The sequence below is a fragment of the Zoogloea oryzae genome (genome assembly GCF_030161255.1).
In the GTDB taxonomy this organism is placed as follows: Bacteria; Pseudomonadota; Gammaproteobacteria; order Burkholderiales; family Rhodocyclaceae; genus Zoogloea; species Zoogloea oryzae.
The window spans coordinates 27,201-48,417 of sequence record NZ_BSPX01000006.1; the positions used below are offsets into that span (position 1 = coordinate 27,201).

Genomic DNA, 21,217 nt, shown 5'->3' on the forward strand with positions numbered 1-21,217 from the left:
TCTCAAAAAGCAGCACAAAAAAAGCCAGCCGGTTTGCACCGACTGGCTTTCAATTTTTCGCACTGCACGCCCGGAAGCGCAGCCCCCTGCCCTTCCGGGATTCCTTCAGGCCGTGATCACAGCGGGGTGATCAGCTTGAACCACAGCTTGTCGCCCTGGAAGCGGTTCTCGACCATGGTTTCATGCTGCCACTGGCCGATGAACATGGTGCCGGTCTTGGTCGTGTACTTCACGCTGGGACCGAAGGCGAAGACCTGGCCCTTGCGGCCGGCGGAGATGATGCCGGGGATCTCCGGCACGGTGGTGCCGTTGAACTTGTCGTTGCTCAGCTGCTTGAGGTAATAGCCGCTGATGCCGAAAGCCCACTCGCCCACGTGCTTGCCGACGAGGTAATCCATGTGGAACTCGTCGCCGGACTGGTACTTGCCGGGCTGGCCCAGGAAGACCGAATCGGTGTTCTTGGTCTTGGTGTTGTACATCAGCTTGGCGGAGACTTCCCAGCCGCCCTTCGGCAGCCAGGTCACGGCGTAGAGCGGCTCGAAGCTGTAGTAGTTGGCGCCGATGCTGGTGCGCGGGTCGTTCTTGTCGTAGGCGCCGGTGGGCAGATTGATGTCCAGGCCGAAAGCGGTGTGCAGCTCGGGGCTGTGGTGCCAGGTGATCACGAACGGGTCGATGGTGATGTCGCCGATGCCGAACTTGCTGGCCGAACCCACCGTGCCCGGCAGGTTGCCGATGCTCTGGTTCACGATCGGCAGGATCGCGTGCATGGCCCAGTTGCCACCGAGCACCTGGGTGTTGGTGACGTGCACCACACGCAGGGCGTCGAACACCGCATTGACGCGGGCTTCCTTGTTGTTGGTGGCCGGATGCTTGACGGTGTCGCCGCCGCCGTCCTTCAGCGTGCCGCCGTAGTAGCCGAAGTAGTTGATGAAATAAGTGCCCGGCGGCGGCAGCGCGCCGGCGTACCAGTTTTCGGCACCGTTCGGGTACTGGTCGCCGCCTTCCTTGGCCTGGGCGACGCCACCGGCCATGAGCAGGCCGCCGACGAGTGCTGCGATGAGTGACTTCTTCATGTTTCTCCTCCTTGTGGTTATTGGATGATTTTTTCTACTGCGGTACTGCGCCGCTCCCGGCAAGAAGGGAGCGGTTTGATGCGGAACCGGGTTCAGCGGCCAAGATCCTTGGCGGTCTTGCCGGCGATGCCCCAGTTGGTCTTGGGTACTTCCTGGATCCATACGCGGATCACCTGACGTGCTGCACCGACGGCTTCTTCGAGCGCCTGGGTCACGTTTTCGATGACCGCCCGCTTCTGCTCTTCGCTGCGCCCTTCGATCAGGAAGAGTTGGGCAAAGGGCAGCGCGGTGTCTTCAAGCGCCTCGACGCTTTCGCCGCCGATGCCGAAGTCGCACTTGGGCAGCTCGTGGATCCACACGCGGATGTTGGGCCGCGGCGCGCCGACGGCGTCCTGAAGGGCCTGGGTCACCTTCGTGATGACTGCGCGCTTCTGTTCGGCGGAATGACCTTCGACAAGATGAACCTGCGCAAACGGCATGGTGTTCTCCGTGGCTGTTGCGATGGTGCGGGGCGCCGGAGCGCCCCGCCAGTGCTGGAACAGGCCTCAGACGGCCAGACCGCGGGCCTTGGCCATGGTGATGGCGGTGTCCTCGATCATGTCTTCCTGGCCGCCCACCATGCCGCGGCGGCCCAGCTCGACGAGGATGTCGCGAGCCGGGATGCCGTACTTGGCGCTGGCGCGCTTGGCGAACAGCAGGAAGGAGCCATACACCCCGGCGTAGCCGAGGGTCAGCGCGTCGCGGTCGATGCGGATCGGGAAGTCCATGATCGGGATGACCAGGTCTTCGGCCACGTCGGTGATCTTGGCGACATTCACGCCGGTGTCGATGCCCATCAGGTCGCACACCGCGACGAGCACTTCCATCGGGGTGTTGCCGGCGCCGGCACCCAGGCCTGCGGCGGCCGCGTCGATGCGGGTGGCGCCCACTTCGATGGCGGCGATGGAGTTGGCGACGCCCATGGCGAGGTTGTGGTGGCCGTGGAAGCCCAGCTCGGTCTCGGGCTTCAGCGCGTCACGCACGGCCGAGAGGCGGGCCTTCACGCCGTCGGGCAGCAGGTGGCCGGCGGAGTCGGTGACGTAGATGCAGTTGGCGCCGTAGCCTTCCATCAGCTTGGCCTGCTTGACCAGCCCTTCGGGGCTGTTCATGTGGCTCATCATCAGGAAACCGACGGTGTCCATCTCCAGCTTGCGGGCCATGGTGATGTGCTGTTCGGACACATCGGCCTCGGTGCAGTGGGTGGCCACGCGGATGGTGTTCACGCCCAGCTCGCGGGCCATCTTCAGGTGATCGACGGTGCCGATGCCGGGCAGCAGCAGCGCCGAGACCTTGGCCTGCTTCATCAGCGGGATCACGGTGGAGAGGTATTCCTCGTCCGTGTGGGCCGGGAAGCCGTAGTTCACCGAGCTGCCGCCCAGGCCGTCGCCGTGGGTGACTTCGATCAGCGGAATGCCCGCTTCGTCGAGGCCGGTGGCGATCGACTTCATCTGCTCGAGGGACATGAGGTGGCGCTTGGGGTGCATCCCGTCGCGCAGGGTCATGTCGTGGAGGGTGATTTTCTTGCCTTTGAGATCCATCGGGTTCTCCTGTGTTCTCTTGTAGGTCGGACTTCAGTCCGACAACTCACGTCGGTTCGTCGCGCCGCGTCGGAAAAGATCCGACCTTCGGGGCGTGGGGTGATCAGACGGGTTTCAGGGTCAGACGGCCGGCGATCATCTCTTCGGCAAACATCTCGGCGGTGCGGGCGGCGGCGGCGGTCATGATGTCCAGGTTGCCGGCGTACTTGGGCAGGTAGTCGCCCAGGCCTTCGACTTCCAGGAAGACCGACACGCGGTTGCCGTCGAACACCGGCCCATTGACCAGGCGGTAGCCGGGCACGTACTTCTGGACTTCCTTGATCATCGCGGCGATGGATTCGCGGATCTCGTCCTGCTTCGGCTCGCCTTCGACCAGGCAGTGCACGGTGTCGCGCATCATCAGTGGGGGTTCGGCCGGGTTGATGATGATGATCGCCTTGCCCTTTTCGGCGCCGCCCACACGCTCGACGGCGCCCGCGGTGGTGCGGGTGAATTCGTCGATGTTCTTGCGGGTACCGGGGCCGGCCGACTTGGACGACACGGTGGCGACGATCTCGCCGTACACAACCTTCTGGACGCGGGAGACCGCGGCGACCATCGGGATAGTGGCCTGGCCACCACAGGTGACCATGTTCACGTTCATCTCGCCCTTGCCCACGTGCTCGAGCAGATTGACCGGCGGCACGCAGTAGGGGCCGATGGCGGCCGGGGTGAGGTCGATCATCAGCACGCCCAGCTCGTTGAGCTTGCGGCTGTTTTCGGCGTGCACGTAGGCGCTGGTGGCGTCGAAGGCGATCTGCACGCCGTCGGCCTTGATGTGGGGCAGCAGGCCATCCACGCCGTCGGCGGTGGTCTTGATGCCCATCTCGCGGGCCCGCTTGAGGCCGTCGGATTCAGGATCGATGCCGACCATCCAGACCGGCTCGAGGACGGGGCTGCGCTGCAGCTTGGCCAGCAGGTCGGTGCCGATGTTGCCGGGACCGATCAGGGCGCACTTGATCTTCTTAGTCATCGTTGTGTTGTTCCTGTTGAGACGCTGGGGTTAAACCATGCTGCGGACTACGCCACCCTCGACCCGGAGGGCCGCACCCTGGGTTGCGGAGGACAGCGGACTGCAGACATAGGCGACCATGGCGGCGACCTCGGCGGGGTCGATGAGGCGCTTGATGATCGAGGTCGGCCGGGCATTGGCGAAGAAGGCCCGTTCGGCCTCCTCCACCGTGACGCCCTGTTCTTCGGCCAGACGACCGAAGAACGTCGCGACACCTTCTGTACGGGTCGGGCCGGGGAGTACGGAATTGACGGTGACGCCGGAGCCGGCGCAGGTTTCGGCAAGGCCCCGGGCGACGGAAAGCTGAGCGGCCTTGGTCATGCCGTAATGCACCATCTCGGCCGGCGGGCAGACGCCGGATTCGCTCGAGATGAACACCACGCGGCCCCAGTTGCGGGCCTTCATGGCCGGCAGGTAGCTGCGGGTGAGGCGCACGCCGCTCATCACGTTGGTTTCGAAGAAGTTGAACCACTCTTCATCGGCGATTTCTTCGAAGGGCTTGGGATCGAAAATCCCCATGTTGTTGACCAGGATGTCCACGTCCGGACAGGCGGCCACCAGGGTTTCACAGCCGGTGACGGACGAGATGTCGGCGGCGATGCCGGTCACCTTGGCGCCGGGCACAGCGGCCTGAAGGCGCTCGACCGCAGCCGCAACGCCGGCACGGCCACGGCCGTTCACGACGACTTCAGCGCCTTCGGCGGCCAGCAGCCGGGCGGTGGCAAAGCCGATGCCAGAGGTGGAGCCGGTGATGAGGGCACGCTTGCCTGCGAGTTGAAGATCCATAAAGCCTCGGTTGGTGTGGGGGTGGGACTGCTGCGGTAGCCGGATGGGTGAACTGTCCGGTCTGATTATTCGGTGGCGCCGATGGCAGCCAGGGCGGCGCGGGCGCACTCCTCGTCCTGGGCTTCGGAAGCGCCGGAGACGCCGATGCCGCCGATCAGCTCGCCATTCACGCGGATCGGCAGGCCGCCGCCAAACACCACCAGGCGCGGGCGGGCCGAGAAGCCGAACTTCATCCCGTCGTCGTGGCCGATGAAATCCATCCACTTCTTGGTGGAAAAGCCGAAGCCGGCGGCGGTGTAGGCCTTGTCGATGGCGATGTCGATGGACTGGATGAAGGCGCCGGGCATCCGCAGGAAGCCGGCCAGGTTGCCACCGGAATCGGCCACGGCCACATTGATCTTCACGCCGATCCGGGCCGCGTGCTCGACCGCAGCCTCGAGCGCCACGGTCACGGCTTCGGCGGAGATGACGGACTGGGGAACTGCGACGGCGGCAACGGGTTGATCGCTCATGGGGAATTCCGGATTAAGAGTTGGAAAGGGCTAACGGCGGGCCATCAGCGCGGACAGGCGCACGGGAGAACAATATGGGCTTCCGTTTCGAACGTCAATGGTTTTCTCGAGATTTTTTACTATCACCGGGATAAACGATTTCAGCTAAAATTCCACCGATGGCGTGTGCGTCCTGACCCGCCCTGAAACAGAGAACCCACCACGATGAACGACCTCGCCAACGTCCCCGATTTGTCCGGCCATCAGGCCGACGAGCCGAAGACCCTCGCCGAAGCGGCCTACCGCCAGTTGCGCCGCGACATCATCGAAGGCGTCCATCGTCCCGGCGAGAAGCTGCGCGTCGAGCACCTCAAGGATCAGTACGCCGTCGGCGCCGGTACCCTGCGCGAGGCCCTGCAACTGCTGGTCACCGACGCGCTGGTGGTGGCCCAGGGGCAGCGCGGCTTCCGTGTCGCACCGATCTCCCTCGACGACTTCGAGGACATCACCCGCACCCGCGTGCTGCTCGAAACCGTGGCGCTGCAGCAGTCCATCGAACTGGGCGACGACACCTGGGAGGCCAATGTGGTGGCGTCCTTCCACATGCTGTCCCGGGCCGAAGAAAAGCTGGTTGATGGCACCAACGCCTCGCGGGAAGAATGGGAGCTGCGTAACCGGGCTTTCCATGAGGTGCTGATCTCCGCTTCCACGTCCCGCTGGCTGCGCCACTTCCAGAACATCCTGTACCTTCAGTCGGAGCGCTACCGGCGTCTGTCGCTGTTCCGCCAGCCGATCTCCCGCGATGTGCATGCCGAGCACCAGGCCATCGTCGATGCCGCCCTCGCCCGCAACTCGAAGGAAGCGGCGCGAATCCTCACCGAACACGTCCTGCGCACCCTCGAAGCCGTCCGCAAGCTGCCGGCCGATCTGCTCAGCTGATCAGATCTGTGGGTTCCAGACCGCCCTCTCGGGGGCAACAAAACGGCGGGAAATCCCGCCGTTCTGTTTTGCTGTCACCGATCAGGAAACGACGGTCAGGAAGCGCTCGTTGAGCTTGCGGTCGTGGTAGAAGATGCCCGCGCCGACTTCGTCCCAGGTCCACTTGACCGGCTTGTAGTCGGGGTAGGAATCGTAGCCGCCACAGAAGGTCTCGAAGCGGTTGCCGGACGGGTCGAACGCGTAGATCGTGGTGCCGCGGGTGATGCCGTGACGCGTGGGGCCGATGTCGATGGAGATCTTGTTCATCGACATGAGGTCGGCGGCGCGCAGCACGCGCTCCCAGCTGTCGAGCTTGAAGGCCACGTGGTGCAGCTTGCCCGGCTCCGGGTGACGCACGAAGGCGATGTCGTGGGCCTTGATCGAGCAGGACAGCCAGATCGCCAGATCGGTCTTGCCGTCTTCCATCACCACGTGCTCGACCAGGAAGAAGCCCAGCACCTTCTCGAAGATTTCCTGGACCTTCTCGATGTCCGGGCCGTACAGCAGGCAGTGGTCCATGCGGCTCGGGGCGATGCCGTTCTCGGCTTCCTTGGTCCACGGGGCCGGATTGACGTAGGGCTGGCCGTTGCCGACGTCGGTCTTCTCGGCGTACAGCTCGATGAAGTGGCCGGAGGGCAGCTTGAAGCGGACGCGCTCGCCGGTTTCCAGCATTTCGCCGGCGGGAATGCGTTCGGTGGTGAGGCCGTAGGCCTTCAGGTCGCCGTCCAGCTTTTCGAGGGTGGCCTTGTCGGCAACCTTGAAGGCGAAGAAATCGACGCCGGCTTCGGCGGCTTCGCGGATCAGGACGCTGTTGTGATCGCGCTCGTCCCAGGCCTTGAAGTAAACACGCCCCTGGCTGTCGCGGCCGGTTTCGACCAGGCCGAGCGTGTTCTTGTAGAAGTTGATCCCCTCTTCCAGATCCAGCACGCGCAGGGAAATGTGTCCGGGACGAATAACACCAGTCATTGCCATGAAGCTCTCCTCCAGATTGTGCCCGTCCGGTTCTGATGGCCCGGATCGGTGCGATGTGTAATTGAAACTACGCGGGACTACGTTAAGACTGCATTCAAGAGAATACCGACGAATTTGCGAGACTTTTGCACTTTCTCGATATTTCTTGATTAAGCTCAAACCCGCTTGAAGAGCGGGCTACGGACCTGCTGCGCGTCTGCCGCCGAGAAGAACTTCTCGGTGTAGATGTCGTTCTCGAACAGGCGGCCCTGCATCAGGGTGGTGATGCACGCGTCGATCATGATCGGGGGGCCACACAGGTAGGCCTTGTGGTCGCGGAAGTCGTTGTCGAAGTGAGCCTTGGCCGCCTCGTGCACGTAGCCGCGGAAGCCCGTCCAGTCACTGTCTGCCGGCTCGTCGGAGAGCGCCGGCACATAGGTGAAGTTGGGGTGCTTCTCGGCCAGGGCGAGGAACTCGTCGTGGTAGTAGAGCTCCTCACGGGTACGCTGGCCATACACCAGGGTGATCGGCAGCATCGAGCCCTCCTCCAGCAGATCGAGGATCATGCTGCGCGGGCTCGACAGGCCTGAGCCGCCCGCCATGAAGATCGACGCCGAGGCCGCCGACTTGCGCACGAAGAAGCGTCCGTAGGGTCCGGAGATCTTGATCCGGTCTCCCGCCTTCAGTTGCTGATGCAGGTAAGTCGTCCCTGCCCCGCCGGGCACGATGCGGATGTTCAGCTCGATCTCGCGACCGGTGGAGGGCGCGTTGGCGAGCGAGAACGCGCGGCTCACGCCGAGGCTCGGGATGTCCACGTTCACATACTGGCCGGCCTGGAAATGGATGGCCTCGTCCAGCTCGATGAAGATGCCCTTGATGGTCGGAGTGAGCGTCTCGATGCGGCTCACCGTGCCGGGGAAGTCGCGCACCGGGATCGACTCGGCGTCCGGGTCTTCCTCGATCTCGGCTTCGATGGTCACGTCGCTCTCGAGGCGGGCGCAGCAGGCCAGGGTCTTGCCCTCGTCGCGCTCGAAATCCATCAGCGCAAAGGTGGAGGCTTCGCCGTGGTCCACCTCGCCGTCGGTCACCTGCACCTTGCAGGTGGCGCACAGGCCGTGGCAGCAGGCATGGGGCAGCCAGATGCCCGCACGCAGGGCTGCGTCGAGGATGGTCTGCCCTTCCTCGACCTCGATCGTCTGGCCGATCGGTTCAATGGTCAGTTCGTAACTCATGATTCTTGTCTGTTCTCGGTCGGGCGAAAGGGCGGCAACCCGCAGGGCGGATCGCCGCCGCGCTTAATGCATCAGCTGCACGAACCCTTGATGCCGGTGAGGCCCGGGGTGCGGAAGCGGATCACGTCCTTGTGCTTGAGACCGTTCTCGGCCAGCGACTTGTCGGCGTCCGGCTGCCAGGGCTGGCCGGACTTGAACCACTCGGCCTTGGCCCAGTCGATCTTGGCGAAGTCCGGGTGATAGCCGAAGACGCCAGGCAGCACGCCGGCGAGGATGTCGCCGAAGCGCATCGTCGGCGGGAACGGAAAGGCAAAGGGCGCGCAGAACAGCAGGTGGTCTTCCCAGCCGATGTACAGCAGTTGGGCGCCGTGGAACTTGTCCACGGAATCGGCGGGCGGGAACTCGTAGGTTTTAACGGCAGCAACAGCCATGTCGTGTCTCCAGTTCGTATTGGTTTGACGGCCGCGGGCAGGCGGTGCCCGCGGCGTCCGGCATCAGACGTTCTTGGTCGCCTGGCCACGCCATTCGGCGAAGTTCTTCTTGTCTTCCGAGATGTCGAAGTCGAGGTTGTCGCGGCCGAATTCCAGGTTGTAGTACTTCAGCACGGCAGCCAGCGGATCGAAGCCTTCCACGGTCGGGTCCGTGCCTTCCGGGAAGCAGTTGCCCTGGTAGATCTGGTGCACCGGCAGCCAGGCCTGGACGTACTTCTCGGGCTCGTCCTCGAAGATCTTTTTGCAGTGGTCCGAGCAGAAGTGGTACTTGTCGCCCTTGTAGTCCACTTCGCGGTAGCAGATCTTGGTCGGGTCGCCCGGCTCGGTGAAGATCATCGGGATCTGACAGGTCTGGCACAGCATGGGCAGCGTCTTGTTGTAGAAACGGTTGCCCTTGGCGGCCTCTTCGCGCCAGAACTCCATGCGCGGCCGGTAGTACTTGTCGTAGCTGTTGGGGTACTTGGAGGACAGCCACGCCATCTCTTCCTCGTCCGGCATCCAGGTGTGGAAGTTGGATGCGGCGGCGTAGTTGTAGAAGGTGCTCCAGGCCTGGTGCGAGAGGTGATCCTTCTCCAGGGCGATCTGGGCGGCGCAGTCCGGCATCTTGATGCCGTAGCGGGCCAGATCCTTGAACAGCGCGCCGCCGTTCTCCTCGAAGTAGACCTCCCAGGCTTCCTTCCAGCTCATGGTGCGCTTCGGCAGCATGTAGTCCATCATCATCGCGACGAGGGTCAGCACGCGGTAGCCGCGCCAGGTCCACTTGTCGATCCAGCGCTGGACGATGGGCACGTTGGCCGGGTCCTGCTGGAGGATGAACTTGATGACTTCCAGGCCGAGGGTCATGTGACGGGCTTCGTCCGACTGGGCCGAGAAGCCGAAGGTCATGGTCCCCATGTCGCCGTTGTAGGCCGCGCCCGAAACGAAGGGCACGAACAGCAGGTTGGTCAGCACGTACTCGAACGAGAAGCCGATCGACACCATGAACTCGAACGGGCCGGCGGTGATGGCGTCGTCGAAGAAGCTCTTGGGCACCGACAGGAACCACACGCGGTCATGGGCGTGGTGGAAGTCGTGCATCCCGTTGTAGTACTTGTTGTAGTTCGAGATCGAGTGCACCTGGGTCTGGGCATGGCGGATCTCGTCCAGGGCCTGCATCAGGCAGGCGACGCGCGGGCCGGGGCCGGGAAACTGGCGGCCGACGTGGGAGAAGCCGCGGTGCGCCACGTATTCGAGCGGGCTGATGCCGCTGATGAACAGCTTGACGGCGTTCAGGTAGCGGGCGTCGGTGACGTTCAGGTGGCCGTTGTTCTGGTTGAAGGCGTCAATGATCGCGTACAGCTTGCGTTCCTTCTCGGCCTGGTACTTCCAGTAGGCATCCATGGTCAGGCGGAACGGGTCTTCCCACTTGTCCCAATCATGGATCTTGATGCCCTCGTAGGCCATGTACGGGTAGATGTCTTCCATCTTCTGGTACGACGGCTTCCAGTCGAGGCCGCGGGTCATCACGGCGTAGCGCTCTTTCAGGCCGAGCTTCTTCTTGGCAACTTGCATGTCCATTGTTCGTGTCTCCTTAAATCGCTCAGGCGTTCCAGTAGAGAATCATTTCGTCGTCGGTCTGATCGAGGTTCCCGGAAATGGTGATCAGATTGACTTGCAGCTCCTGCAGGTCGTAGGAACGGCCGATCAGCTCCTCGATGGTTTCGCGGCGCACCACGAGCTTGCCCTGGGCGTCGATCTTCACCATCGCCGGCTGCTCGTTCACCGTGCAGTCCGGGTTGTCCTGGATGATCGCCTCGACGATGGGGCGGGTTTCTTCGTTGGTTTGCAGTGCAATGAATACGGTGGACATCGGGTGATCCTCAAACAGGCACGCCGGCCTTGGCCATGCGCGCATTGAATTGCTGGACGACCTCGGCGGTGAGTTCGTCGGTGCGTTCGGCCAGGGCGATGCGGGCTACCGGCACCAGGGCGGCGGCGGCGCGGTCGCGCCAGGTGGTGGTCCAGCGGCCGAGGATCTCCTTGTTCTCGGCGGACTCGGCGGCGGCGGTCTTCATCGTCGCGTCGATCCACTTGCGGACTTCGGCGTACCAGTCGGTCATGAACTGGGTGAGCATCGCCACCGGCGTGCCGCCCCTGGACGAGAGCACGTCGTCGATGATGGTTTCGTACACCAGCGGATACAGCAGGCCATCCAGCGCCACGTTCTGGGCCACGAAGAGCTCGAACGGGTCCTTGATGACCATGGTGTCTTCCACATAGCGGCGCAGGCCCTGCCAGGCGTCGTCTTCCATCCACGCCGACTTGGCGGTGTCGAGCACGTCCACATCGCCCAGCAGGAGTGCCACGCGGGTGATGTACTGGGCGATGCCGAGCTGGTCCATCGACTGATAGATGCACGGCTGGGTGAAGGCCGTGCCGTAGCCGTAGGCACAGATGCCGGCGTTGTTCATGTTGGAACCCCAGGCCACGTGACGCAGCGGGATCAGCATCTTGAGCACGGTGTCGCGGATCTCGGCCGGCAGCGTGGCCGCGAGGCCGCGGTTCTCGACGAAGTCGAAGTTGGCTTCAGCGGTGTCCTGCTGCTTGGCCCGGGCCAGGGTGTAGGCGCCGTAGTAGAACTGGCGCGGATCCTTGAAGCTGTACCAGTCGGCCATCTTGATGGCGGTGCGGGCACGGTCGTAGATCAGGTGGTCGGGGTCCCAGGTCGGCCGGTAGTGGAAGTTGACCTCCTGCTGCATGTCCAGGGTGCCTTCCTGGTAGCGGGATGCCGGCTTGTCGGCGCCGATGCGGCGGGCGATGTTGTCGAAGGTGTGTCGCAGCGGCTTGATGGATACCGTGCGAAGATCGATTTGCATGGGTTTCTCCTCCTTCTGTCTTTTGGGGTTTTCGGTGGTCAGTGTGCTCAGCGGAAACGCTGGTGCGTCGCCTCGCGGAGATTCCAGTCCCAGTCGCTGCCGTCCTCGGATTCCGGCCGGGAGCCTTCCAGGAGGATCACCCGGTTGGTCTTGCAGAATTCCTCGTAGGCCGCTTCCGGCAGAAGCATCTCCACGTAGAGCTCCGGATCGGAGATGGAGAACTCGAACTCCACCAGGCCATCCGGCCGCTTCTCAACAAGGCGCACGTACTTGCGGTTTACGTCTAGCGAGGGCTTCGTCGGGTCGCTCATCGTTTCCTCAATCTGGTCTTGAACACCAGACACCCCATATCAAGTAGCGTGCCAATCGCGATAAGCGACTGAGCAGAAAGGGGAAACGTGTTACCGAGCAAAAAATATCGATAAAAAAGAATTTTATCGATCGATCAATTGATGAAATGCTGCAATGCAGCTTGATGATCTGGTGAAGCGGCGTAACGCGTTACGCAAAGCGCACCCCATACGTAACTTTCGGCCCAAAAAAAAGGCCGCCACATTGCGTGACGGCCTCGAAAAAACCAGGGAGCCCGACAGGAGGGAGGGATCTGTCGGTATGGGTGCTCCTGGTTGCGGAAACGGGAATGAGGTGCCGGGAACGACCTCAGTCGGAACAGGTGGATTGTGGTGAGGGGGCTTCGGCGCCCTTGCAGACGGACTTCGCCATCTTGCCGACCACATCGAGCGAGATTTCGCCCTGGGGGTAGACCCGGCACGCCAGCACGACGCCCTGCGCCAGTTCTTCGTCCGACACGCAGGATTTGCTCATCTTGCGGGCGGCGTAGTCGCCAGCGGTGATGTGCACCTTGCACACCCCGCAGCCGCCGCCGCGGCACCCCACCGGGATGCCCTTCCGGCCAAGCATCTCCATGCCGCGTAGGAGGTTTTCGTCCTCGGCGCACAGGTAGCGCTCGCCGGTATTCTCAATATGAATCAGGTGCTTTGTTGCCATGTCTCCTCCTTCGGCCCCGGCGCGGCCGATCGACGTCGGCCTTCATCCGCTGCTCGCTATTTTTCTCGAGATTTTGTATTATTATCGCTAATGAACAGATAACGCAAGCTGATATGAACATTTTCCCGGTGTGCTGCCTGCGCCGGAGTTCGAACTCCGCCTGCGTGATATAAGGTTGACCTGCCACTGCCCCGGCTTCCAACGCCGGACATAAACTCACATCAAGGCCAGTGGACACGACGGAGGAGAGAGCTTGAGCACCATCCGGTATCCGCAGGATCGCGACCTGCGCAGCCTTGTGCGCTTCTGCGCCGACAAGGGCATGATCTGGCTCGACGAGCACCGCATGATCCTCATGCACGCCGCGGCCATGTCCGCCCTGCGCAAGGAGCTCATCGACTCCCTCGGCATCGACCAGGCCCGCCGCATCCTGACGCGCATGGGCTACGCTTCGGGCGCCCGCGACGCGGAGCTCGCCCGCAAGGTGCGCCCCGGTCAGCGCATCGAGGACGCCTTCGTGGTCGGCCCACAGCTGCACATGCTCGAAGGCAGCGTCTATGTCACGCCGGTGGCCCTCGACATGGATGTCGAGGCTGGCACTTTCTACGGCGAGTTCCTCTGGGACAACTCCTACGAAGCCGAAGCCCACGTGGGCGAATACGGCCACACCGAGCACCCGGTGTGCTGGATGCAGATCGGCTACGCCTCGGGCTTCACCTCAGCCTTCATGGGGCGCTTCATCCTGTTCCGCGAAGTCGAATGCGCTGCCACCGGGCAGAACCAGTGCCGCATCGTCGGCAAGCCTGTCGAGGAGTGGCCGGACGCCGCCGAAGAAGCGTCGTACTACGAGGCCGACTCCATCCTCGCCCACATGCTCGAGCTGCGCGGCCAGGTGGACGCCCTGCGCGCCTCCCTAGAACACGGTCAGCAGCCGCCCAACCTCATCGGCTCGTCGTCCGGCTTCCGCCACGCCTATTCGCTGATCGACAAAGCCGCGGCCACCCACGTCACCGTGCTGCTGCTGGGCGAGACCGGTGTCGGCAAGGAGCGCTTCGCCCGCGCCCTGCACGACATGAGCCGCCGCGCCGCGGCGCCCTTCGTGGCCGTCAACTGTGCAGCCCTGCCCCATGAGCTGATCGAGTCCGAGCTCTTCGGCGTCGAGAAAGGCGCCTTCACCGGCGCCCACGCCTCCCGCGCCGGCAAGTTCGAACGGGCCGACGGTGGCACCCTCTTCCTCGACGAGGTCGGCGAACTTCCCCTCCCCGCCCAGGCCAAGCTGCTGCGGGTGCTGCAGGAAGGCGAGATCGAGCGCCTCGGCGACGAGCGGGTGCGCAAGATCAACGTGCGTCTGGTGGCTGCCACCAACGTCGATCTGCAGGCGGCGGTCAAGGCTGGGCGCTTTCGCAGCGACCTGTTCTATCGGCTCAATGTTTACCCGGTACGGATTCCGCCCCTGCGCGAGCGCGTTGCCGATATCCAGCCGCTGGTGGAGGCGATGGTCCAGCGCTTCAGCGCGCTCCATGACAAGCGTGTCGCCGGCATCACCGACAAGGCCCTGCGCGCCCTCAAGAGCTACGCCTGGCCCGGCAACATCCGCGAGCTCGAAAACATCATCGAACGGGGGATCATCCTCACGCCCCAGAACGACTGGATCGAGATCGAGCACCTGTTCACCGAGCCCCAGGATTTCGGCGCCGTCCAGCACACCATCAACGACGCCGGCTCCCTGGCCGACGCCGAGTGCCTCAAGGAAGCCCTGTGCCGGCAGATCCTGGCCTCTGGCCTGGGGCTGGACGACCTCGAGGAAGCGCTGATCCAGCACGCGGTGAGGGAATCCAACGGCAACCTGTCGGGCGCCGCCCGGCTGCTGCGCATCACCCGTCCGCAGCTCAACTACCGCCTGAAGAAGAAGGAAGCCGCCGACTGACCGTTGGGCCGACCCAACGGCCCGGCGGACATTGCTGGCTCCGGATGGATGCTGCTTCCTGACTGCGCAATCCACCGCCTCGACATCCGTGATGCGCTCATCGATCGCCCTGCCCCGGCAGTGTGATCCGCTATGCCAACAACACTTGTCCGACCACCTGGACCGATCCTGGCAAAGACCTCGCAAACACTTGAAGCTGCAAGTGTTGCTGCAGTGCAACATTTTTGATTTTGCTGCACGATTTTTTGAGTACCGTCACTTTCTGCAGCGACTCTGTGTGATATTGTTTTCTTCAGGAGTTCTCGACCGACATACCATCGGCGTCCGCTCTGGCCCTTACTATCAAAATCGTGGAGGAAGGAAATATGGCAACCAAACAAGAACAGCAACTGAACGAGATCCAGAAGAAGAACCTCGAGGCCGCCATGCGCCTGGCCCAGCTCTCCATCGAGAACTCCCAGCGCATCATGGAACTGCAGGTTGGTACCGCCAAGTCCCTGTTCGAGGAAGGTGTCGCCAACGCCAAGGCCCTGTCCGGCGTCAAGGATCCGGCCGAAGCGATGAGCCTGCGTACCTCCTACGCTCAGAGCACCACCGAAAAGATGCTGGCCTGTGCCCGCGAGATCGCCGAGATCACCGCCAAGACCCAGGCTGAAGTCGGCAAGATGGTCAGCGAGCAGCTCACCGGTGGCGGCGCCGACATGTTCGAATCCATCCAGAAGATGTTCAAGGGCATGCCCATCGGCGACCACAACGCCCTCGGCACCATCCAGGGCGCCATGGACACCGCTCGTGCTGCCTACGAACAGATGACCAAGGCCTCCACCGAAGCCTTCCAGGCCTTCACCAAGATGGGCGGCGGCAAGAAGTAAGCATCGCTTGCCAGCAGTTTGAAAACGGCACCTTCGGGTGCCGTTTTTGTTTGGGCCCGCGCATCGGACCCACCGCCTCGATCAACCCGATGGCGCATGGTTGATTTCCCGCCCTTGCCTGCGTGGCAGCGAACGGGCACCACGCCCATGAGGGGGTCTTGCCATGGCGTGGCGCACAGACTTGGTCTTGTCCCGCGCGCCCTCCCCGCCCGGGTCAGCACTGGCGTCGTAGCCCTGATTGCAGATGTCGCCACCACCGGTCGGGGGCGTTGGGGGACATCACACGTTAATCAGCTTGTCACGTCGACGACGCAAGATTCAGGCCTTGATCGCAGCCCCACTGGAGATTTGTACCCATGAGCACGAAGCCTGTCACCGCCCCGACACCGATGAATGATGGCGAAAGCACCAACACATCCCTCAACGCACATATCGACGACATCATTGCGGTTCGCCTGAGCCGTCGCGGGGTGCTCAAAGGCGGAATCGCAGCGACCACGTCTGCGCTCTTTGGCAGCCTTGGCCTCAGCGCGTGCGGCGGCAGCAGCTCCACGTCGGGCGACTCCACACTCAGTCTCGGCTTCGAGGCGGTCGCCAAGAACAAGAACGACGTGGTCACGATACCGGCCGGCTACGAGGTCAGCATCCTCCATGCCCTTGGCGATCCCTTGACCGCTACCGATGCTGATTGGGCCAACAATGGCTCCGAGACGGCCGACTCCTACAACCGTCGTATCGGTGACGGCCACGACGGTATGCACTACTTTGGTCTGTCGGATGCGGGCGCCTATCAGGCCGACCGCTCGGATCGTGGTCTGCTGTGCGTGAACCACGAATACGTCGTCGGCCCCTTCGTGCTTCACCCGAGCGGCCGCACTGCCGGCGCCAATCGCACCGCCTCCGAGGTGGACAAGGAGATCAACGCCCACGGCGTGAGCGTCTGCGAGATTCGGCGCGGCAACAGCGGCAGCGCCATGACTGTCGTCAGGACTTCGACCTACAACCGCCGCATCACGTCGGCCACGCCGATGAACTTCGGCGGCGCGGCGCGGGCCTCCAGCCTGCTGAAGACCAAATACTCGGCCGACGGTACCGCCACCCGTGGCACCAACAACAACTGCGCCAACGGCTACACCCCTTGGGGAACCTATCTCACCTGCGAAGAGAACTTCACCAACGTCATCAGCCGCGCCACCGGCGACAATGCCAGCCGCAGCGCCAAGGAAATCACCGGCCTCAACCGCTACGGCATGACCCAGGGGCGCAAGAGCCCGTACTTCTGGGAAACTGCCGGCACGGACGACCTGTACGTCCGCTGGAGCGCCTCGGTGACCGGCGCCACCGCCGCCGACGACTATCGGAACGTCTTCAACACCTTCGGCTGGGTTGTGGAAATTGATCCGTTCAACCCGACCTCCACCCCCGTCAAGCATACGGCCCTGGGCCGTTTCGCCCACGAAGGCTGCTGGCCGTGCAACGCAGTGGCGGGCAAGCCTGTCGTCTTCTACATGGGTGACGACTCCCGTAACGAGTACATCTACAAGTTCGTCTCGAAGGCCCTGTGGGACACCGCCGACGTGGGCAAGGGCATGACGGCCGGCGCCAAATACATGGACGAAGGCACCCTCTACGTCGCCCGCTTCAATGCCGACGGCACTGGCAACTGGATCGAACTCACCTACGGCAAGAACGGTCTGGACGCCAGCAATGCAACCTACGCCTTCGCCGATCAGGCAGACGTGCTGGTCCATGCGCGTCTGGCGGGTGACTCGGTTGGTGCCACCAAGATGGATCGTCCCGAGTGGGGCGCCGTCAATCCGGTCAATGGCGAGGTCTACATGACCCTCACCAACAACAGCAACCGGGTTGCCCCCACCGCCACACCCAGCGGTAGCCAGCTCAAGCCGGACACCGCGAACCCCCGTTACTACGAGGATCTGAAGAGCGGCACGACCTCCCAGAAGGGCAACCCCAACGGCCACATCATCCGTTGGCGCGAAGCCGGGAACGACCCCGCTGCAACCACCTTCGCCTGGGACATCTACCTGTTCGGCGCTGAAGCAGCAGCTGCAGCCGACGTGAACCTCTCCGGCCTCACCGACATCAACGACTTCTCCAGCCCGGACGGCCTGTGGTTCGACCGCAACGGCATGCTGTGGATTCAAACCGATGATGGCGCCTACACTGACGTCACCAACTGCATGATGTTGGCGGCGATCCCCGGCAAGGTTGGCGATGGCACTGCGGCGGTCGCTGCCGGTGGCACGGCCACCATCAAGGGCGCCAACGCCACCAGTGCAACGCTCCGCCGCTTCCTGGTCGGCCCGAAGGAGTGCGAGATCACCGGCATCGCGATGACTCCGGACCGCAAGACGATGTTTGTCAACGTTCAGCACCCCGGCGAGGACGGTAGCCTCGCCGCCCCCACCAGTGCCTGGCCCTCGAGCCAGACCGACGCAAGCTCGACCCGCCGCCCTCGCTCCGCGACCATTGTGATCACGCGTACTAATGGTGGTGAGATCGCGGTCTGAGGTGTTCAGCACGCAACACTGATCCACAACTCAGCACGCACCACCCTCAACCTCCTGCTCCGGCAGGAGGTTTTTTTTGGCCGGCGACAATCTCCCGTCCCGGCACGCTGTTGATCCGGGCCACCCCGCGATCTCCCGCCACTTGCAGCTCGCGGCCCAAAAAAAATGCTTGCCGACCAATCAGGTCGACAAGCATCGTGTGTCGTCATGGGCAACGCCTGTTACTGGACGCTCAGCAGACCAGCAGCAGGTGGTGAATCAGCGCTCCTTCGCAGCCTCCAGCGCCTCGGCGTTGACCTTCACGTTGTAGCGCTTGCGCAGCATCATCATGTAGGCACCGAAATCCTGCTCCGCCATCACGCGGGCGTACTGCTGCTTGATGGCGGCCAGGCGCGGATCATCCTGGCTGGGCGCGGCCGGACGGCTCACCTTTTCGATGCGGAACAGGGAGTAACCCGCGTTCGGCAGCTTCACGCCGACGTAGCTGGGCAGCTTGTCGCTCGGGGCGCGGTACACCGCCTGCATGATCTCCGGAGGCACACCCTGCATCGTCCGCTGGACGGTACGCGCCGGGCTCCACTGGAGCTCGACCGATTCGCCTTTGGTCAGTTGGGCGAGCTTGGCTTCGCCATCCTTCTCGGCGAGTTTGACCGCTTCGTCGATCTCCAGGCCCTTCTCGATCGCGGGCTTCACTTCCTCAAAGGCGCGCAGCGACGCCGCCTTGAACTCGGCCACCCGGGCGGCAACCAGCATGCCGTTGCCCACGTCCACCGCGTTGGTGTTGCGCTTGTTCTTCACCGCGTCGTCAGAGAACAGCTCGCCCAGCAGCTTCTCGTTGTCGAACGGTGCCGCAGCCTTGCCATTACGGGCAACCCAGTCGGTCGTCTTGACCGCCAGCTTGAACTTGTCTGCCGCCGGCTTGAGGCTGTCCGCCTGCTCATAAACGGTGTTGCTGAAACCTTCTACCAGCTCGGCAAACTTCTTGGCAGCCTCGGTGCGCTTGAGTTCGGCAGCGATCTCGCCCTTCACTTCGTCAAACGCGCGCACCTTCTCGGCCTTCACGCCGGTGAGCTTGATGATGTGAAAACCGAAGTCAGACTGCACGACACCCGAGACTTCACCTTCCTTCGACATCCCGAAGACCGCATCCTCGAAGGGCTTCACCATCGATCCGCGGGCAAAGAAGCCGAGATCCCCGCCCTTCTCCGCCGAGCCCGGATCCTGCGAGTTCTCTTTGGCCAGCTTTTCGAACTCAGCCGGATTGGCCTTGATCTGCTTGAGCAGGCCTTCCGCCTTCTCCCGGGCGGCCTTGGCCACATCCGCCGCCGCGCCCTTGTCGGCCTGGATCAAGATGTGGCTGGCACGGCGCTCGCCCCCCTGGCGGAACTTGTCCTGGTGGGCATCGTATTCCTTGCGGATGTCGGCGTCGGTGATCGCCAGCTGATCGGCTACCGCGTCACGGCTCAGCACGATGTACTCGGCGCGCAGCTGGGCCGGCACCTCGAACTGCTTGCGGTTGGCGTCGTAGTACTTCTGCGCGGCGTCATCGGCGAGCTTCACGGCCGAAACGTACTGCGGCGCGGCGAAGCGGCTCTCGCTGACCACGCGCTCTTCAAGCTGAACTGCAAACACCTGCTCGGTGGAAGCCCGGGGCACCATCACGCCCTCGGCCACCGCGCCCAGCACCTGCTGCAATACCAGATCGTGACGCAGGCGCGATTCGAAGACGGCCTGGGTCATGCCCTGCGCCTTGAGCATCGCCTCGTAGCGCGGCAGCGAGAAATGCCCGTTCTCCTGGAAAGCGGGAATGCCGGCGATGGTGCTGCGCACGCGCTCATCCGAAACACGCAAACGCATCTTCGCGGCGTCGAGTGCAAGCAGGCGCTGATTGACCAGATTGTCGAGAACCGCCCGCTTTGCTTCCGGCGTTTCCATCATGGCGGGGTTGAAGTTCGCGCCGAGCGCACCGCGCATCCGCTCCTGCTGTTCGCGCTGCGCCTGCTGGAACTCGGCCGGTGTGATCGCCACCCCGCCGACAGATGCCAGTTCGCCACCCTGCCCCGCGTTTTTCACATAGGAATCAACGCCCCAGAAAGCAAACGGAAGCGTGATCAGTAAGAGGAACACCTGAACAATTTTCTTGTTGTTGCGTACGGCGTCAAACATGCTGAATCCTCGGAGGCTGCTGACAATGCGGGAGTTACGCGAAGAAGCGACTTGAAATCGAAACGAAAAAAGCCACACACGTGGCTTTTTTCGTTCATCACGCCCTGCGGCAGTGACAAATATGGCGGAGTGGACGGGACTCGAACCCGCGACCCCCGGCGTGACAGGCCGGTATTCTAACCAACTGAACTACCACTCCAAATCAGGGCTGGCCATCCGGGTTGGATGGTGGGTGCTGACGGGGTCGAACCGCCGACATTCGCCTTGTAAGGGCGACGCTCTACCAACTGAGCTAAGCACCCGCTCAATCGCTGCAAAGCCAGCGAAAGCAACAGCCCATCAGTTTAGCGCATCCTTCAGTGCTTTGCCAGGCCTAAATTTCGGGATCTTGGCAGACTTGATCTTGATGCTCGCGCCCGTGCGGGGATTCCGGCCGGTGCGGGCTGCCCGCTTGCCTACGTGGAAAGTACCGAACCCGACAAGGGTTACACTTCCGCCCTTCTTGAGTGCCTGCTTGACTGCGGCAATCGTGGCATCCAGCGCCCGGCCTGCCGTTGCCTTCGGAATATCTGCGCTTTCAGCAATCTGATCAATCAATTCGGATTTGTTCACATCAGCCCCCTCGTTATACAATTTAACAAACAGGAAACTCCGACATCGAATGCTGGCGAGATATTCGGCTCTCGCACGAGCGCCCAAGTTGTGGCAGTTATATAACGCGCGAAAAATCGCGGTGTCAAGGGACAAACCTACTCTAATGCGTCATTTGACGTCGGACTCGATGCAAACACGGGCTTTGATTTAATCAGGCGCACAAAAACAAAAAGGACCGCATATGCGGTCCTTTTTGTTTTGCCAGACCGTCGCACCTAGCGACAGCGGGCTCACGCGAACTTAAGCAGCAGCAACTGCGCCCATCCCCTTGATGGCGGCGGACAGGCGGCTCTTGTGGCGAGCGGCCTTGTTCTTGTGAATGATCTTCTTGTCAGCGATGCTGTCGATCGTGCGCTGGGAAGCGACGAAAACTTGCTGAGCAACTTGCTTGTCACCGCCGAGGACCGCCTTGCGGACAGCCTTGATGGCAGTGCGCAGACGCGAACGCAGGCTCATGTTGAGGGCGCGGGCCTTGACAGCTTGACGGGCGCGCTTACGGGCTTGTGCCGAATTGGCCATCTTTTAGTAATCCTGAAAGAAATGCAGTAAAGCCATGGATTGTATGGGAAACCCC

Annotated in this window: 22 protein-coding genes, 2 tRNA genes and 2 pseudogenes; 5 read left to right on the forward strand and 21 right to left on the reverse strand. The window is 62.9% G+C overall.

Translation table 11 applies throughout. The features are described 5' to 3' along the window. Positions 1–116 precede the first annotated feature (116 nt). The 7 genes and pseudogenes from QQK25_RS03745 to QQK25_RS03770 form a co-directional block, all read right to left on the reverse strand. Entirely contained in the window at positions 117–1,073 is a 957-nt protein-coding gene (locus QQK25_RS03745) for a SphA family protein (protein WP_284186742.1), read from the reverse strand. 92 nt (positions 1,074–1,165) lie between these two features. Then, positions 1,166–1,357 (reverse strand): 2-hydroxymuconate tautomerase, encoded by a 192-nt coding sequence (gene thmT / locus QQK25_RS23565; protein ID WP_153162998.1) that lies wholly within the window; start codon positions 1,355–1,357, stop codon positions 1,166–1,168. A 24-nt stretch (positions 1,358–1,381) separates the two neighbouring features. After that, positions 1,382–1,552, reverse strand: a pseudogene (thmT, locus tag QQK25_RS23570) (2-hydroxymuconate tautomerase); the annotation flags it as partial. A gap of 66 nt (positions 1,553–1,618) precedes the next feature. Then, entirely contained in the window at positions 1,619–2,650 is a 1,032-nt protein-coding gene (dmpG, locus tag QQK25_RS03755; protein ID WP_153162987.1) for a 4-hydroxy-2-oxovalerate aldolase, read from the reverse strand. A 103-nt stretch (positions 2,651–2,753) separates the two neighbouring features. Next, complete coding sequence (locus tag QQK25_RS03760; RefSeq protein WP_284186743.1) at positions 2,754–3,662, reverse strand: acetaldehyde dehydrogenase (acetylating); 909 nt, start codon at positions 3,660–3,662, stop codon at positions 2,754–2,756. 30 nt (positions 3,663–3,692) lie between these two features. After that, positions 3,693–4,487 (reverse strand): SDR family NAD(P)-dependent oxidoreductase, encoded by a 795-nt coding sequence (locus QQK25_RS03765; protein ID WP_284186744.1) that lies wholly within the window; start codon positions 4,485–4,487, stop codon positions 3,693–3,695. A 65-nt stretch (positions 4,488–4,552) separates the two neighbouring features. Next, positions 4,553–4,999 (reverse strand): GlcG/HbpS family heme-binding protein, encoded by a 447-nt coding sequence (locus QQK25_RS03770; protein ID WP_284186745.1) that lies wholly within the window; start codon positions 4,997–4,999, stop codon positions 4,553–4,555. Between the two features lie 204 nt (positions 5,000–5,203). Here QQK25_RS03770 and QQK25_RS03775 point away from each other — a divergent pair, with 204 nt between their 5' ends. Then, positions 5,204–5,917: a GntR family transcriptional regulator gene (locus QQK25_RS03775; protein ID WP_284186746.1), complete on the forward strand. Its 714-nt coding sequence runs from the start codon at positions 5,204–5,206 to the stop codon at positions 5,915–5,917. Between the two features lie 81 nt (positions 5,918–5,998). Here the strand turns inward: QQK25_RS03775 and QQK25_RS03780 are convergent, their stop codons facing one another. The 8 genes from QQK25_RS03780 to QQK25_RS03815 all read right to left on the reverse strand — a co-directional run bounded on the left by QQK25_RS03780 (position 5,999) and on the right by QQK25_RS03815 (position 12,493). Further along, positions 5,999–6,928, reverse strand: a complete 930-nt coding sequence (locus QQK25_RS03780; protein WP_284186747.1) for a catechol 2,3-dioxygenase — start codon at positions 6,926–6,928, stop codon at positions 5,999–6,001. A gap of 155 nt (positions 6,929–7,083) precedes the next feature. Further along, positions 7,084–8,139: an NADH:ubiquinone reductase (Na(+)-transporting) subunit F gene (locus tag QQK25_RS03785; RefSeq protein WP_284186748.1), complete on the reverse strand. Its 1,056-nt coding sequence runs from the start codon at positions 8,137–8,139 to the stop codon at positions 7,084–7,086. Positions 8,140–8,210: 71 nt separating this feature from the next. Then, the gene (locus QQK25_RS03790; protein ID WP_284186749.1) at positions 8,211–8,570 is read right to left on the reverse strand and encodes a phenol hydroxylase subunit P4; all 360 of its coding nucleotides are present in this window, start codon (positions 8,568–8,570) and stop codon (positions 8,211–8,213) included. A 63-nt stretch (positions 8,571–8,633) separates the two neighbouring features. Next, positions 8,634–10,187 carry an aromatic/alkene/methane monooxygenase hydroxylase/oxygenase subunit alpha gene (locus QQK25_RS03795; protein WP_284186750.1) on the reverse strand — a complete coding sequence of 518 codons (1,554 nt, stop codon included), beginning with the start codon at positions 10,185–10,187 and terminating at the stop codon, positions 8,634–8,636. Between the two features lie 22 nt (positions 10,188–10,209). Next, the gene (locus tag QQK25_RS03800) at positions 10,210–10,479 is read right to left on the reverse strand and encodes an MmoB/DmpM family protein (RefSeq protein WP_284186751.1); all 270 of its coding nucleotides are present in this window, start codon (positions 10,477–10,479) and stop codon (positions 10,210–10,212) included. Between the two features lie 10 nt (positions 10,480–10,489). Continuing rightward, positions 10,490–11,485 (reverse strand): aromatic/alkene monooxygenase hydroxylase subunit beta, encoded by a 996-nt coding sequence (locus QQK25_RS03805; protein ID WP_284186752.1) that lies wholly within the window; start codon positions 11,483–11,485, stop codon positions 10,490–10,492. A gap of 47 nt (positions 11,486–11,532) precedes the next feature. Then, the gene (locus QQK25_RS03810) at positions 11,533–11,796 is read right to left on the reverse strand and encodes a phenol hydroxylase subunit (protein WP_284186753.1); all 264 of its coding nucleotides are present in this window, start codon (positions 11,794–11,796) and stop codon (positions 11,533–11,535) included. Between the two features lie 349 nt (positions 11,797–12,145). After that, positions 12,146–12,493 carry a 2Fe-2S iron-sulfur cluster-binding protein gene (locus QQK25_RS03815; protein ID WP_284186754.1) on the reverse strand — a complete coding sequence of 116 codons (348 nt, stop codon included), beginning with the start codon at positions 12,491–12,493 and terminating at the stop codon, positions 12,146–12,148. A 253-nt stretch (positions 12,494–12,746) separates the two neighbouring features. Between QQK25_RS03815 and QQK25_RS03820 the strand changes: the two genes are divergently transcribed. From QQK25_RS03820 to QQK25_RS03830, 3 genes are all read left to right on the forward strand, one after another. Next, positions 12,747–14,420: a sigma-54-dependent Fis family transcriptional regulator gene (locus QQK25_RS03820; RefSeq protein WP_284186755.1), complete on the forward strand. Its 1,674-nt coding sequence runs from the start codon at positions 12,747–12,749 to the stop codon at positions 14,418–14,420. A gap of 365 nt (positions 14,421–14,785) precedes the next feature. Beyond that, the gene (locus QQK25_RS03825; RefSeq protein ID WP_153162973.1) at positions 14,786–15,292 is read left to right on the forward strand and encodes a phasin family protein; all 507 of its coding nucleotides are present in this window, start codon (positions 14,786–14,788) and stop codon (positions 15,290–15,292) included. A 356-nt stretch (positions 15,293–15,648) separates the two neighbouring features. Then, entirely contained in the window at positions 15,649–17,823 is a 2,175-nt protein-coding gene (locus QQK25_RS03830; protein ID WP_284186756.1) for a PhoX family protein, read from the forward strand. Between the two features lie 46 nt (positions 17,824–17,869). Here QQK25_RS03830 and QQK25_RS03835 read toward each other — a convergent pair whose 3' ends face one another. The 5 genes from QQK25_RS03835 to QQK25_RS03855 form a co-directional block, all read right to left on the reverse strand. Continuing rightward, entirely contained in the window at positions 17,870–18,019 is a 150-nt protein-coding gene (locus QQK25_RS03835) for a hypothetical protein (protein ID WP_153162971.1), read from the reverse strand. A 62-nt stretch (positions 18,020–18,081) separates the two neighbouring features. Further along, positions 18,082–19,989, reverse strand: coding sequence for a SurA N-terminal domain-containing protein (locus QQK25_RS03840; protein WP_284186757.1), 1,908 nt, complete (start codon positions 19,987–19,989; stop codon positions 18,082–18,084). A gap of 122 nt (positions 19,990–20,111) precedes the next feature. After that, positions 20,112–20,188 (reverse strand) — tRNA-Asp (locus QQK25_RS03845). Between the two features lie 27 nt (positions 20,189–20,215). Further along, a tRNA-Val gene (locus tag QQK25_RS03850) sits at positions 20,216–20,291 on the reverse strand. Between the two features lie 37 nt (positions 20,292–20,328). After that, positions 20,329–20,601 carry an HU family DNA-binding protein gene (locus QQK25_RS03855; protein WP_284186758.1) on the reverse strand — a complete coding sequence of 91 codons (273 nt, stop codon included), beginning with the start codon at positions 20,599–20,601 and terminating at the stop codon, positions 20,329–20,331. Here QQK25_RS03855 and QQK25_RS23590 point away from each other — a divergent pair. Continuing rightward, a pseudogene (locus QQK25_RS23590) lies at positions 20,521–20,706 on the forward strand (hypothetical protein); the annotation flags it as partial. The gene QQK25_RS03855 and the pseudogene QQK25_RS23590 overlap by 81 nt on opposite strands. A gap of 177 nt (positions 20,707–20,883) precedes the next feature. Here the strand turns inward: QQK25_RS23590 and rpsT are convergent. Further along, on the reverse strand, positions 20,884–21,162 hold the full coding sequence (gene rpsT / locus QQK25_RS03860; RefSeq protein WP_153162968.1) for a 30S ribosomal protein S20: 279 nt from the start codon (positions 21,160–21,162) through the stop codon (positions 20,884–20,886). Between the last annotated feature and the right edge of the window lie 55 nt (positions 21,163–21,217).